Raw genomic sequence first — 14362 nt, forward strand, 5'->3', positions numbered from 1 at the left:
TGATGATTAGGGCCAAACAGACAATCGCTTTAACGCCATCCTCATTTGGCGTGTACGACAGGACACCCATCCGCCTGCTTGAAGAAGCAGGATACGAGGTGCGCCTCAACCTGTACGAGCGAAAGCTCTCCCCTGAGGAGGTCACGGAAGTTTTTGCAGGCTGCATCGGCGTGGTGGTGGGCACTGAGACCATCTCCCGCGAGGCCATGAAATCCCTGCCCGAACTCAAGGTCATCTCCCGTTGCGGCGTGGGCATGGACGGAGTGGACCAGGATGCGGCCACGGAGCTTGGCATCATCGTTGTCAACACTCCCTTCGGCCCGACACAGGCCACAGCAGAAATGGCAGTGGGGCTCATCTTCAATGTTCTGCGGCGGATCAACGTCATGGACCGCGACCTCGCTCCGGTGTCTGGAAAAAACGCATGGGACGACAGCTCAGCGGCAAGAAGGTCGCCGTGCTTGGCCTGGGACGTGTCGGCGAGCGGGTGGCAGGCATACTCAGCGCCATGGGATGCGAGGTCGGGTTCTTTGATCCGATCGTGCCGGAGATGGATTTCCCATATGAGTTCATGCCATTCAAGGAGTTGTTGCAATGGGCGGAGATTGTGACCCTGCACTGCTCCGGCCAATGCGACTGCTCCACAGTCCTTGGGAGGGAGGAGCTGGCAATCCTTTCACCCGGGACCATAGTCATCAACTGCTCCCGGGGCGAACTGTTGGATGAAAAAGCCTTGGTTGAGTTACTCCAAAGCGGCCATCTTGGCGGAGCCGGGCTGGATGTTTATAGGGATGAACCATACTCCGGGCCGCTGCTCGATATGGAAAACGTCGTCCTCACACCGCACGCCTCCTCCTATACCATGGAAGGCCGTGCCATCATGGAGCTGGATTCCGTCAAGAATTTCCTTGTCGCTCTGGAGGAGTTACAATGACAGCCCCCATCAGGTGCCTTGTCTTTGACTGCGACGGCGTCATTCTTGAATCCGTGGATATCAAGACCAGGGCATTCAAGCATGTTTTTGTCCCCTACGGCGAATAGGCCGTTGCCGAGGAGTGCCTGACCGCCCTTGCCGGGGGCATACGGAAAAACGAGTACTTCTCCGAAGAAACCATGGCCGAATTGAAACAGCGGTTTCATCAGTCTCGTGAAGGCGGCGAAGCCACAAGGTGAAAATAATGAGTTTCATCAGCAAAGTGAACCAGGATCAGGTCAACTTTTCCACCCCGCTGGACAACTGGAAGTTCCACTACATGCGGGGCAAGGGGCATTTCTTCCGGTACCTGCTCAACCGGTACCGCTGGCACCACAGTGCCCGGACCAACACTGTCCATCCCTATCCCGAACATGTGGACCTGGAGCTTTCTTCCCGGTGCAACATGCGCTGCCCCATGTGCTACACCCAGACCGACCGTTTCAAGAAGCAGGTCAAGACAGGGTTCATGGAGCGCGATTTCTGGAAAAAGATCATCGACGACTGCGCGGACAACGGTGTTTTCTCCCTGCGCCTGAGCCTCCGGGGCGAGCCCACCATTCATCCCGATTTCGTGGAGGCCGCCCGGTACGCCAAGGAGCGGGGAATCTGCGAGGTATCCAGCCTGACCAACGCTCTGTCCATGACGCCCGACATGTTCGAGGAGCTCGTCCTCATGGGCTTTGACTGGCTGACCATCAGCGCCGACGGCCTGGGCGAGACCTATGAGTCCATCCGCAAGCCCGCCAAATTCGACGAGTTCATGGAGAAGATCAGGCACTTCTCGGCCATTAAGAAAAAGCACCGCAGCATGAAACCCGCCGTCAAGGTCCAGACCGTCTGGCCCGCCATTATGGACGACCCGCAGGAGTACTACGAAACCTTCAGGCCCTATGTGGACCTCGTGGCCTGTAACCCGCTCATGGACTACCTGTTCAAAGATGGCGAGCAGAACAAGATTACCTACATCGAGAACTTCCAGTGCTCGGTCCCCTGGCAGCGGCTCACCATCGGCTCCGATGGCGGTGTCCTGCTTTGCTTCAACGACGAGTTCGCCGACTACTCCATTTGTAACATGGCCGACCACTCCCTGCGTGAAGTCTGGACCGGTGACGTGATGACCAGCTTCCGCGAATGTCATCTGCGCCACAACGCGGTGAACGAGTATTCCTCCTGCAAGAATTGCTACATGCCCCGCGAGGAGACGGATGATTCCGAGGTCTCTATCGACGGCAGGACGGTGAAGCTCACCAAGCTCAAAGGACGTACCAATGAAGTCGGCAAATAGCGGCGGACCGCTCCATTCAAAGCCTGTTTCATAAAAGGACACCACATGGCACCTCTCAAAATGTTCATGGCAGACCTGACCCACACGGGACGCGATATTGCCAACGACAACATGCCGCTGGCTCCGGGGCTGATCGCCGCCTATGCCAAGCAGGCCCACGGCGACGCTCTTGATATCGAACTCTTTAAGTACCCGGAAGACCTCCTGGGCACCCTGAAGCGAGAGCAACCGGACATCCTGACTTTTTCCAACTATGTATGGAACGACAGGCTCAACGAATTCGTCTGCCGCAAGGCCAAAGCCCTCTATCCCGACCTGATCACGGTCAAGGGCGGCCCCAATTTTCCCTTGCGCAGAAACGAGCAGCAGCGCTTCCTCGAAGCACGGCCCCACACGGATTACTACAACCTCAACGAAGGCGAGCTCGCCTTCGACAACTTGATTCGCCACATCATGGAGAACCGGGACTCACACAAGGACGGACGCGTTCTGCAGGGCGTGGCCTATCTGCATGAGGGCGAACTCGTGGCGGGCGAGCCGTTCCCCCGGATGAAGGACCTGGAAGCCGTTCCTTCTCCCTATCTCAATGGCATGCTCGACAAGTTCTTTGACGGCAAGCTGATTCCCATCATCGAGACCGCCCGGGGCTGTCCGTTCAGCTGCAACTACTGCAACGCCGGGTATGAATACTACACTCGGATGTCTTTCTTCGACCTGGAGCGGGTCAAAGCGGAACTGCACTATATTGGGAAGAAAACGCAGGGAACCGGGGTCTCCTATCTCATAATCACCGACATGGACTTCGGCATGTTCGACCGCGACGTGGAAATCGCGCTGGAGATCAAAAAGTGCCAGGAGCTCTACGACTGGCCCTCGTCCATCTACATCGAAACCGGCAAGGAGCGGATCGAGAAGGTCAGCAGGGTAACCAACATCCTCAAGGACTGCATCAGCCTCAAGATGTCCATCCAGAGCCACAATCCCGAAGTGCTGGAAGAAATCAGGCGCAAGAATATCAAGGCGGAAATGTACATGGAGCTCTGCCGGGATGTGCATAACAAGGACAATCTGGTCACTTCGGAGCTGATCCAGCCCCTGCCCAAGGAAACCTATGAAAGCTACATGGACGGCGTGGAGTTCCTCATGGACTCCAAAGTCGACCGGATCATCAACTACACGCTTCAGCTCAATGAAGGCACCGACTACACGTCCGATTCCTATATCGACCAATTCTCCTACATGCGCTGTTTTCGCCCCTACACCAACTGCTACGGGGAGTACGAAGGCGAGGCCATTGTGGAAAGCGAAGCCGTGGGCGTGGCCACCAACACCCTCAGTTTTAATGACTATCTGCAGATACGCAGCATGGCCTTCTTCCTGGAGGTCTACTACAACCATAAGATTTTCTCGGAAGTATGGCGGATCATCGACGAACAGGGCGTGAATCGCTTCGAATTCCTCCGGAGTGCTTTTGACAACATAGGCACGGCGCCGTCCGCGCTCATCAACGCGTTTGAAGCCTTCAAGAAAGAGACCCACGACGAGCTTTTCGAGACCCAGGAATCCATGTTCGAATTCTTCCAGGGAGGCAACCTCAAGAAACTGATCTCCGGCGAATACGGACGAAACGTGATTTTCTCCAACTATAGCGAAGTGGTCGCCCTGCATCTGCGTGAAGCCACCACCTACCTCTTCGACCAGCTCACGGGTGTATGTCCGTCGACGGGAGGGCTGAATGAGCTACATGATTTCACCCTCGCCCGTGCTGAAGGCGTTTTTGCCCCTGACTCCGAAACTAGTATTGAACAGGCCTTGGAGTATGATTTCACCGCATGGATGGATCAGGAAGAACGGCCGCTTGCCGAGTTCAGGCTGGATTCACCGCGCACAGCGGTGCTGTATTTCGACGAAGCGCAGGTGCGGTTGAGAACATTCTGTTTTAACCAGTACGGCTGCGACACCAGAGGATTGGCCCGCACTGTGGCCAAGGTCGGTAATTTTAAGCAGCTTCTGCGAAAATGTAGCTGGAAGGACTAATATATGGCGCATGACAAGGTTTGTATCATCGCCGAGATAGGCGAATGCTTCAACGGAGACATGGGGGTTGCCAAACAGCTTATCAACGAGGCCATGGCTGCGGGATGCGACTATGCCAAGTTCCAGACCCTGGACATCGAGGGCATTGCGGACGACGACCCGGAAAAGGAGTGGTTCGAGTCTGTCGCCCTGGACAAAGCCAAGCTGAAGGAGCTCAAGGAGTATTGCGAAGCGGTAGGAGTGGGCTTTCTCTGCACGCCGGAGAAACTCAACAATGCCGTGGACCTCAAGGAATTGGGCTGCACCGCCGTCAAGATCGCCAGTTCCTGCATCTTGGACCACGAACTGATCGATTACGTAGCCGCCAATTTCCCGGTGGTATTCGTGTCCACCGGCCTTGCTAGCCTGGACGAGGTTCGGGCGATCATGGACAAGCTTGCGGGACTGGAGACAGTCTATCTCATGCACTGCATTTCCGAATACCCCACCGGTCCCCTGCTGGACGAGCGTGGTTTGACCGCCCTTGCTCCCGGCGATGTGCGCCTTCCCATGATGGACATTCTGGCCCGCGAATTTCCTCAGGCGGTCATCGGCTATTCCGACCACACTGTGACCATTTCCGCTCCGGTGGCGGCTGTGGCTCGGGGCGCGATGGTGGTGGAGAAGCATTTCACCCTCGACCGCGAGACTCCGGTGGCCATGTTTGAAAACAACACCGGCTATCAGGGAACCGACCACATCCTTTCACTCACTCCTCCCGAGATGAAAGAGATGGTGAAGCAGATCCGCGAGGTCGAGCAGATGATCACCCCCACTCAGTGGGACCGCACCGACGGAGAGAAACTTCTGATGACCTTTTTACGAGGACGGTTTGCCAACTGATGCTAAATGTCGTTGTGACCCAGGCTGCCGGCGAGGTCGGATTCGGGCATCTCATGGAGTGCCTTGCTCTGGTGAGCCACCTTCCAGGCGGCGAGGACGCCCGTTTCCTGCTGTACAAGAGCTGCGAGCAGGCCGTGTCCCTCGTCCGCGAGCACGGTTTCGAGTGCGCCTTCTGGGAATCCGGTGCGACCCTGCCTCGCTTCGATTGGGGGCTAATGAACACCCGCAACAACAACGTGGCTATGCAGTCCGCCCTGAGACGGGCCTGCGGCAAGCTGATCGTAATCGACGAGCTGGGCAACAAGGAGATGGACTGCGACCTGCTCATCAATTTCGCGGCCCCGGCGCAGTGGCATGAGTATACCTTCAAGGAGCCTGCGCCTCGAATGCTGCTCGGTCCGAAGTATTACCCGGTCCGCGATTCCCTGCTGCGGGCCGCCCAGAAGACGGACAACGTGCCGGGGACCGTACTGGTTACCCTGGGCGGCGTGGACCGGACCCAGAGAACGCTTGATGTAGCGCGGAAGTTGATCAGGACCGATCTCCGTTGCACCTATGTCCTCGGTCCTGGATGTGAAATTTTGGAAAAAGACCTCAAGGAGATTCTTCGGTCCGCTCCTCACAAAGACGAGGTTGTCATCAATCCTGACAATTTCGACAGCCTGTTCGCGGCCTCCGAGTACGTCATTTCAGCTGGCGGCAACACGCTGTATGAGGGGCTCTTTCTCGGCAGCAGACTGCTTGTTGTGTGGGAGGACGAGCACGAACGGGTGCAGTCCGCCCAGCTTGAGGAATGGGGGTGCGCCCAAATAATCGGTAGCCCGGATTTCCTCGATTTCTCCGAAGCATTCGATTTCCATCCCGACTCCTGCACCTCCCCCTGCGATGGAAGGGGAGTGGAGCGAATTCAGTCCGTAGTCAAAGAGATGGTGGCACATGGGTAAGGCTGGCGCCATAGCCTATGTTGAAACGCAGTTTCAGCTGGACCTGCTGAACCACTACGACCCGAAACAACAGATTCCGGCTGTGGTCTGCACCCCTGCCCTCGAATACGCCTTGTTGAATACACAGCGGCGCTCCCTGCGTCCCAATGCGGTTTTCAGCGATAGCGACGCCTACGAAGCCAGCCGACAGACCTACGCCCTGACCCGCTCCCTGTGTGAAGAGATAGACAGGACCACCTGCGAGGTCTTCGGCTACACGGGACCGGTGGAGCGGATTTCCACCATCTCTCTGTTCTATTACATGAAGATGTTCGTGGACCACATGAAGGTGCGCTCCAGCCAGATCCTCTCGCTCCTGGAGCAAGGAGGGTACGACACCCTTATGGTGTTGCCGAGCGAAGAAGTAAAGCCTGAGTTCTCCATCCATCCGTATAAAAGGGGAACCACATCCGCCATCGCTCCCATCATGGCCCGCAGGCTGGGCATGGAGATCGTGCAGGTGGCCCCGGCTCTCCCGGCTCCCGAGTACCCTCCACAGAAAATTATCGCCCGGCCCGAAGCTGCTCCCAAGGCGGTGTCCCCCTGTCTGCTCATTGATGAGAAATCCTATGAGAGCGGTCCGGTGCCCGAGCGGTGGAAGCAGGAAACCGGCGGCGATGTCGTGAACATTGCCGAGGTGATGAAACTGGCCGCACCCACCGCCGCCCATTTTGAAAAAGGCAGGCAGCTTCTTGAGGCATTACGGCGCAATCCCGCCGTGCAGGCTCTCTGCACCTGGCAGGGGGGCAGCCTCATGGAAGTGGCGGACCCGCTGCTGGCCTGCCTCGCCCTTTCCTATATTCCGAGACAGGTAGCCCTTTCGGAGACCACGAAAGCGTTCAGCGCGTTTGCGCCGTGTGCCATGCTTGTCAGCAGCATGGGGGTGTGCGTGCATGAGAATGCCAGAGCGGCCGGGATGAAGAGCTTTGTCTATCAGCACGGAGGCTGTGCCGTGAGGGAAAACCCTCTCCTGGACTATGTCTGGCGGTTCGATGCCGACTATCTTCTGTCCTACGGGCCGGGAACCAGCTCCTATTTCAAGTCCTGGGATCACGGGAACAACATTGTTTGCGGCGACACTGTCGCCATGCCGCATTCTGTGGGGGCGCAGCAACTCAGGGAACTTGAGCGCAAAAAGCTCAGCGGTAGGGAACAATACGGTCTCATGTTCATCTCCACCATGCAGGCTGGGGACATGATTTTCTACTCTCATCACTTCTCTGATTTCTGGTATTGGGATTTCAAGAGAAAACTGGTATCCGTGCTGTCGGAAAAGGAATGTGAGTGCGCCGTCAAAGTACATCCTCACGAATCTGCGGACGCTCCCCTCAAGCCATTCATGGAAGAGCAGTCCATCGACAACTGCGAGATCGTGGCCGCTCCGCTCGTTGACTGCCTGGACAAGGCCGAGGCGTTTGCCGTGGATTCCTTCAGCACCTGCATCCTGCAGCTCTGTCTGACCACCAAGCCCATACTTGCGCTGGCCATGGAAGAGTTCTTCCGATTCAACCCGGAAGCACTCGAATTGCTGGAGCGGCGCGTGGAACTGTGCCGTAGCGAAGAGGAATTTCTTAACCGCTTGAAAAGCTTCCCGGAAGAAGAGACATTCAATCCCGACAGACTGCATAACCGGGAATTCCTGGAGGCGTACGGGCTGGGCGAGGACGATCCGACGGAAGCGGCCATTCGTTTCATACAGAAGACACTGTCTGACGTGGGACGGAAGCCAGTTGAACAAGGTCGGATATAACAAGCGGAGAAAAGGTCCATGACCAACAGTAAACAGACAATCGCTTTAACGCCATCCTCATTTGGCGTGTACGACAGGACACCCATCCGCCTGCTTGAAGAAGCAGGATACGAGGTGCGCTTCAACCCGTACGAGCGAAAGCTTTCCCCTGAGGAGGTCACGGAAGTTTTTGCAGGCTGCATAGGCGTGGTGGCGGGCACTGAGACCATCTCCCGCGAGGCCATGAAATCCCTGCCCGAACTAAAGGTCATCTCCCGTTGCGGCGTGGGCATGGACGGAGTGGACCAGGATGCGGCCACGGAGCTTGGCATCACCGTTGTCAACACTCCCTTCGGCCCGACACAGGCCACAGCGGAAATGGCAGTGGGGCTCATCTTCAATGTTCTGCGGCGGATCAACGCCATGGACCGCGACCTTCGCTCCGGTGTCTGGAAAAAACGCATGGGACGACAGCTCAGCGGCAAGAAGGTCGCCGTGCTTGGCCTGGGACGCATCGGCAAGCGGGTGGCAGGCATGCTCAGCGCCATGGGATGCGAGGTCGGGTTCTTTGATCCGATCGTGTCCGAGATGGATTTTCCATATGAGTTCATGCCATTCAAGGAGTTGTTGCAATGGGCGGAGATTGTGACCCTGCACTGCTCCGGCCAATGCGACTGCTCCACAGTCCTTGGGAGGGAGGAGCTGGTAATCCTTTCACCCGGGACCATAGTCATCAACTGCTCCCGGGGCGAACTGTTGGATGAAAAAGTCTTGGTTGAGTTACTCCAAAGCGGCCATCTTGGCGGAGCCGGGCTGGATGTTTATAGGGATGAACCATACTCCGGGCCGCTGCTTGATATGGAAAACGTCGTCCTCACACCGCACGCCTCCTCCTATACCATGGAAGGCCGTGCCGCTATGGAGCTGGATTCCGTCAAGAACCTCCTTGTCGTTCTGGAGGGGTTACAATGACAGCCCCTATCAGGTGCCTTGTCTTTGACTGCGACGGCGTCATTCTTGAATCCGTGGATATCAAGACCAGGGCATTCGAGCATGTTTTTGTCCCCTACGGTGAAGAAGCCGTTGCCGAGGTCCGGGATTTCCACCTGCGATTTGGCGGGGTGAACCGGCTCAAAAAATTTGCCCACGTTATTAGGACAGTGCTTGGAAGGGAGATGACACAACAGGAATCATCCACACTCAATGACGAATTTTCCGCCTTCTGTACCGACAGCCTGCTGGACTGCCCCCTTGTGGACGGCTTTCTCGAAGTCGCGGAGCGGTGGTGCACCATCCTGCCCAGCTATGTGGCTTCAGGCGCTCCCCAGGACGAACTGGACCAGATTCTGAAACATAAAAATTTATCGCGTTTTTTTGAAGGGATATATGGATCACCACACAAGAAGGAAAACATCATCACCATGGCGGCCAAGCGGCACGGAATCGACGTTGCCTCCGTGCTGATGATAGGTGACGCGGGTACGGATCTGGACGCCGCCAGCAAAACTGGCAGTGCTTTCTATGGGCGAGGGGAATTCCCTGCTCCGGTGGCGTGGAGCGAGGACCTCACCGGACTAGCTCAATACCTTGCAACAGCCGCAGGATAGATTTGGAGAGACCATGAGCACCATCAAAACTGTTACCACCCGGCATGGTGATATCCGCATGGATTGTCCCGGCCCGACCACTCTCATGCGCGCGGAAACCTTTAATGAAAAGGAACCGGAGACCCTGGAATGGATCGATTCCTTTGCACCGGAAGATGTCCTGTGGGATATCGGGGCCAATATCGGCTGCTACTCGCTCTATGCAGGACTGAGGGGACTCCGCACCTGTGCATTCGAGCCGGAGGCAGGCAACTACTGGATGCTCAACCGCAATCTCACCCTCAACGACCTGCCCGGCGAAGTCCTCGCATATAATATCGCCTTTGACCGGACAGAGCGGCTGGGGGTGCTCAATGTCACTTCTCAGGACGTCGGCGGTTCGCTCAATCAGTTCGGCACACCGCAGGATGTGGTTACGGAAGTCGTGGATCTGCAGGTCTACTCGCACCAGGGAATGATAGGGTTTTCCATTGACAATTTCATGAAGACCTTCAAACCGCCCAGGCCGGATCACCTCAAGATCGATGTGGACGGGCTGGAATCGCACATCCTGCTGGGCGCGCCCGAGACGCTCAAGTCGGTATCTTCCGTTCTGGTGGAGATCAACAGCAAAGATGACAGGCTGGTTGACCTGATCACCACCACCCTATACGAAGCTGGCCTGCTTCTGTTGGAAAAACGACAGGCACCTTTGTTGGCCGAGACGGACTTCGCCTCCATCTTCAACTATATTTTCCGCCGGTAAAAGGAGCCTCATGCGCGTAACCATCCACCAGCCGGAGCATCTGCCGTGGCTCGGCCTTCTGCACAAAATGCAGGATGTCGATGTCTTTGTGGTGCTGGATAACGTCCAGTACCGGCGCAGGTATTTCCAAAACCGCAACAAGCTGCGGTCCGGTCCGGGGGAGGGGGGCGTGCAATGGATCACCGTGCCAGTCCAGGGCGGAAAACGGGATGAGACGCTGATCAAAAACGTGCGCATCGACACTACCGGCAAGGCGTGGCAGCGGAAGAATCTTGCTTCCGTCAGGAAATGCTATGGCAAGGCCCCCTATTTTGATGCTTATTTCCCGGGATTCGAGGCCATATACTCCCGTGAGACGTCGTGGCTTTGTGAACTCAACACCGACCTGCTGTACTGGCTCATGCAAGGATTCGGCATTGATGTCCCGTTTGTGTGGGCATCGGAGCTTCCGGTCCGGGGAACGGCGAGCGACCTGATCCTCTCCATCTGCGAGGCAACCGGGGCCACATCCTACTTTTCCGGTATTTCCGGCAATGATTATCTGACCATGACGAGCTTTGCCCAGTCCGGAGTCGAGGTGGATTTTCAGGAGTTCCACCACCCCATTTATAAACAGTTGCATCAACCGTTTATTCCCTGCATCACTTCGCTGGAGTTGCTGTTTCTTTATGGGCCGGGCGCCCGCGCCATCCTCAACGGGGAAGGTGTGGAGCAAATGGACACATTGTTTCTCTAACTTCAGGCCCAAGCGGAGGTTGTGAGATGAGAGTATTGGTGATTGCACCGCACATGGACGATGAGGTCCTTGGCTGCGGTGGGTCCATAGCCCGTCATGTGGCGGACGGAGATACCGTGCATGTGGTGGTGGTGGCCAACCGGGCATACGGCCATGTCTATGACGAAGCGCTCATCGAGCGGGAAAAGGCATGCTGCCGCGAGGCGCAGAATATTTTGGGATATCAGGATCTCACCTTTCTCGACCTGCCGGATGAAAGACTGGACACCGCTCAGATCGACGTCATCGTGCCTCTGGAGAAGGTGGTCAACGAGTGCAGGCCCGACTGGGTCTACATGCCGTTTGTGGGCGACATTAACCAGGACCACCGTGCGGTCTCTCATGCGGCCTGCGTCACCTGCCGACCATTTGCGCCGGTGCAGATACAGCGTTTGCTCTGTTACGAGGTCCCATCCTCCACGGATCAGGCGCCAAGCAGCCTGACCCCGTACTGCCCCAATGTCTACGTGGACATCAGCGAGTCATTGGAACGCAAGACGGCTGCCATGGCCGCCTATGCTGCCGAGCAACACCCCTTCCCGCACCCCCGTGCCGAAAAGGCTCTTTCCGCCATCGCGGTGAAGCGGGGCATGGAAGCGGGACTGGAGGCAGCCGAAGCCTTCATGCTGCTCCGTGAGGTGCATAAGTGAGCGACCTGATCTGCTGTGTTCAGGCCCGAATGGGGTCCACCCGGTTGCCGGGCAAGAGTCTCATGGAGGTCCTTCCGGGGATGTCCCTCATTGAAATGGTGCTGCGCCGTTGTCTGGCCGCTCGACTGCCGGAGAAAGTGGTGTTGTGCACCAGCAGCGACGAGGCGTGCGCCCCCATGGCAGAGCTTGCCCATAATTTGGGAGCAGAGGTGGTTCGCGGCTCGGAAAACAACGTCCTGTCCCGTTTTGTGGAGGCCATGAACCGGTACGCCCCCCGCTATGTGGTACGGGTGTGTGCGGACAATCCCCTGGTTGATCCCGGCCTAATGGATATGATAGCCGAATCGACCATGAGGGCAGGGGGTGTCTATGGCAGGTTCGAGGGATTGCTGGATGGTCTCGGTTGTGAAATTGTTTCGGCAAGCGCGCTGAAGGCTGCCATGCAGGACGCTACTCCGGAAGTCCGCGAGCACGTCACCGCCTTTGTGGACTGCGAGGACGGTGACGCGTGCCATCTGCCCCATGCCCCGGCCCGGCTGGCCAATTCGGTTGACCGCCTCGATATCGACACCGAAGCGGACATGGAGCGGATGCGGACATTCATTGCCGCCCTGCCTCCGGGGGAGGCTCCCCTGTGGAGTGCGGAGGTTATTGCCGCGGCACTCCACAGGTAAGTTGTTGAATGGTGCCTTTTTTGCAAAAAAGGAAGGGGGGCCATCAGAGAGCCGTTTTTTCCCACAGAGGAGGTCAGAGATTGGCATGGCGGAACAGAGGACCCAAAATCATTTATACACTGAATTAACTAAGGATCAACATGGTACGGACAGTTGAACATAACGGGAACATACTGGCGATCATCATCCCTGCCGATTTCAGCGAGGATGGTGTCAGGTTCTTTACCCCGGACCAATTTTCCCAGCAGCTTGCCTTTATGAAACATCCCAAAGGGCATGAGATTCAGCCCCATGTCCACTGCCCGGTGCCGCGCGAAGTCCAATACATCCAGGAAGTCCTTGTGATCCGCCGCGGCAAGCTGCGAGTGGATTTCTACGATGGCAAGGAATACCTTGAAAGCCGGAAGCTGGGGCAGGGGGATGTCATCTTGCTCGCCTCGGGCGGCCACGGGTTCAAGGTGCTGGAAGAACTCGAAATGATCGAAGTGAAGCAGGGGCCCTACGGGGGCGAGGACAAGGTGCGGTTTACTTCAGTGTGTGAAGACAAGATTTTGTTCAAGGACTGATCCATGAATTTTATTCCCGTACACGAGCCGCTTTTAGACGGTCGAGAAAAAGAGCTGCTCATCGAATGCATCGAGACCGGCTGGATTTCCTCGGAAGGAACTGCGGTGAAACAGTTCGAGCTGAGGATGGCAGACCTGACCAGACGCCGGTTCGCCCTTGCGGTAAGCAACGGCTCCACTGCCCTGGATATTGCCGTGAAATCCCTTGGCCTTGCCAAGGGCTCCGAAGTCATCTTGCCTTCATTCACGATTATCTCCTGCGCCGCAGCCATCGTGCGGGCCGGGCTGGTTCCCGTGGTGGTGGATTGCGACCCCGTTACCTGGAACATAACAGCAGACCATGTGCGGCAGGCTATCACCCCGAAAACCGGAGCCATCATGGCGGTGCACATTTACGGCCTGCCCGTGGAAATGCGGGAGATGGAGGCCCTCGCCAGGGAATACGGCCTGAAAATAGTCGAGGACGCAGCCGAGGCCATCGGCCTTGAGTGCGCCGGGAAGCCGTGCGGCAGCTTCGGCGACGTCAGCGCTTTCAGCTTCTACGCCAACAAGCTGGTGACCACAGGTGAAGGCGGCATGATCCTGACGGATGACGAATCCATTGCTGAGCGATGCAGCAGCCTGCGCAACCTGTGTCACATGCCCGGAAAGCGATTCCATCACGAGGAACTGGGTGTGAACGGACGCATGGGCAACCTCCAGGCCGCTGTGGGCTGCGCCCAACTGGAGCGCCTTGAGGAATTCGCACAACGTCGGAGGGAGATCGGCGCTGCCTACAATGATCTTTTCAAGGATGTGGCGGGCGTGACTCTGCCCTGTCCCGCAACCGGCTACGCCGACAATATCTACTGGGTGTACGGCCTGGTTTTGGACGACGAAGTCCCTATGGACGCCGAGCAGATGATGGCCGCCCTGCGGGAGAAGGGAATCGGCACCCGCCCGTTTTTCTGGCCCGTGCACGAACAACCGGTCTTTCAAAAGATGGGGCTGTTCAAGAACGTTTCGTACCCAGTTTCCGAACGGCTCGCCCGACGCGGCCTGTACATTCCTTCCAGCCTTTCTTTGGGAAAGACGGAGCTTGAGCGCGTGGCCGACAGTGTGAAGCAGATTTTGGCGGAGGCATGACCATGGTTTTTGATGAGTATGCACGCTGCTACGACATGTTTTACCGGGACAAACCCTATGCCGACGAGGCGTGATATGTGGCGGACCAGATCCGTGAGCAGGCTTCTGGTGCTCAGTGCGTACTCAACATGGCTGTGGAACGGGTAGGGATGACTGCGAACTCGTCAAACTCGACTTTGACGTCACCGGGGTGGACCAGTCGGAAAGGATGGTCGAACTGGCTCGTGGTAAGATTGACGATCATGGTCCCGCCTTACCTCCGAATGTGGAGACATACGGAGTTGGCGCGGTAGGGATTTCGATGCTGTGATCTCGCTACCCACGGACT

Annotated in this window: 15 protein-coding genes and 2 pseudogenes; all 17 read left to right on the forward strand. The window is 57.0% G+C overall.

Translation table 11 applies throughout. From position 1 onward, the window contains the following. Positions 1–2 precede the first annotated feature (2 nt). Positions 3–368: pseudogene (locus ACI0FJ_RS02475) on the forward strand (phosphoglycerate dehydrogenase); the annotation flags it as partial. A gap of 56 nt (positions 369–424) precedes the next feature. Then, entirely contained in the window at positions 425–934 is a 510-nt protein-coding gene (locus ACI0FJ_RS02480; RefSeq protein WP_424298507.1) for a 2-hydroxyacid dehydrogenase, read from the forward strand. Then, a pseudogene (locus ACI0FJ_RS02485) lies at positions 931–1035 on the forward strand (HAD family hydrolase); the annotation flags it as partial. The gene ACI0FJ_RS02480 and the pseudogene ACI0FJ_RS02485, both read left to right, overlap by 4 nt. Positions 1036–1178: 143 nt before the next feature. Next, on the forward strand, positions 1179–2261 hold the full coding sequence (locus tag ACI0FJ_RS02490; RefSeq protein WP_424298510.1) for a radical SAM/SPASM domain-containing protein: 1083 nt from the start codon (positions 1179–1181) through the stop codon (positions 2259–2261). Positions 2262–2306: 45 nt separating this feature from the next. After that, a complete protein-coding gene (locus ACI0FJ_RS02495) occupies positions 2307–4298 on the forward strand; it encodes a B12-binding domain-containing radical SAM protein (RefSeq protein ID WP_424298513.1) in 1992 nt (663 codons plus the stop codon). A gap of 3 nt (positions 4299–4301) precedes the next feature. Continuing rightward, positions 4302–5180, forward strand: a complete 879-nt coding sequence (locus ACI0FJ_RS02500) for an N-acetylneuraminate synthase family protein (protein ID WP_424298516.1) — start codon at positions 4302–4304, stop codon at positions 5178–5180. Then, a complete protein-coding gene (locus tag ACI0FJ_RS02505) occupies positions 5180–6124 on the forward strand; it encodes a hypothetical protein (protein ID WP_424298519.1) in 945 nt (314 codons plus the stop codon). The genes ACI0FJ_RS02500 and ACI0FJ_RS02505 overlap by 1 nt, the downstream gene beginning before the upstream one ends. After that, entirely contained in the window at positions 6117–7913 is a 1797-nt protein-coding gene (locus ACI0FJ_RS02510) for a hypothetical protein (RefSeq protein ID WP_424298522.1), read from the forward strand. Before ACI0FJ_RS02505 ends, ACI0FJ_RS02510 begins: the two co-directional genes overlap by 8 nt. Before the next feature lie 18 nt (positions 7914–7931). Further along, complete coding sequence (locus tag ACI0FJ_RS02515) at positions 7932–8864, forward strand: phosphoglycerate dehydrogenase (protein WP_424298525.1); 933 nt, start codon at positions 7932–7934, stop codon at positions 8862–8864. Further along, positions 8861–9499, forward strand: a complete 639-nt coding sequence (locus ACI0FJ_RS02520) for an HAD family hydrolase (RefSeq protein ID WP_424298527.1) — start codon at positions 8861–8863, stop codon at positions 9497–9499. Before ACI0FJ_RS02515 ends, ACI0FJ_RS02520 begins: the two co-directional genes overlap by 4 nt. Positions 9500–9512: 13 nt before the next feature. After that, a complete protein-coding gene (locus tag ACI0FJ_RS02525; RefSeq protein WP_424298530.1) occupies positions 9513–10244 on the forward strand; it encodes an FkbM family methyltransferase in 732 nt (243 codons plus the stop codon). Between the two features lie 10 nt (positions 10245–10254). Beyond that, positions 10255–10980 carry a WbqC family protein gene (locus tag ACI0FJ_RS02530; protein ID WP_424298533.1) on the forward strand — a complete coding sequence of 242 codons (726 nt, stop codon included), beginning with the start codon at positions 10255–10257 and terminating at the stop codon, positions 10978–10980. A gap of 26 nt (positions 10981–11006) precedes the next feature. Next, positions 11007–11669 (forward strand): PIG-L deacetylase family protein, encoded by a 663-nt coding sequence (locus ACI0FJ_RS02535; protein ID WP_424298536.1) that lies wholly within the window; start codon positions 11007–11009, stop codon positions 11667–11669. Continuing rightward, complete coding sequence (locus tag ACI0FJ_RS02540; RefSeq protein ID WP_424298539.1) at positions 11666–12343, forward strand: cytidylyltransferase domain-containing protein; 678 nt, start codon at positions 11666–11668, stop codon at positions 12341–12343. Before ACI0FJ_RS02535 ends, ACI0FJ_RS02540 begins: the two co-directional genes overlap by 4 nt. A gap of 140 nt (positions 12344–12483) precedes the next feature. Next, positions 12484–12909, forward strand: a complete 426-nt coding sequence (locus tag ACI0FJ_RS02545) for a cupin domain-containing protein (protein WP_424298542.1) — start codon at positions 12484–12486, stop codon at positions 12907–12909. Between the two features lie 3 nt (positions 12910–12912). Further along, on the forward strand, positions 12913–14034 hold the full coding sequence (locus ACI0FJ_RS02550) for a DegT/DnrJ/EryC1/StrS family aminotransferase (RefSeq protein ID WP_424298545.1): 1122 nt from the start codon (positions 12913–12915) through the stop codon (positions 14032–14034). 115 nt (positions 14035–14149) lie between these two features. Further along, positions 14150–14344 carry a class I SAM-dependent methyltransferase gene (locus ACI0FJ_RS02555; protein WP_424298547.1) on the forward strand — a complete coding sequence of 65 codons (195 nt, stop codon included), beginning with the start codon at positions 14150–14152 and terminating at the stop codon, positions 14342–14344. The last annotated feature ends 18 nt before the right edge of the window (positions 14345–14362 follow it).

The organism is Desulfovibrio sp. 7SRBS1 (assembly GCF_049723905.1).
Classification (GTDB): Bacteria; Desulfobacterota; Desulfovibrionia; order Desulfovibrionales; family Desulfovibrionaceae.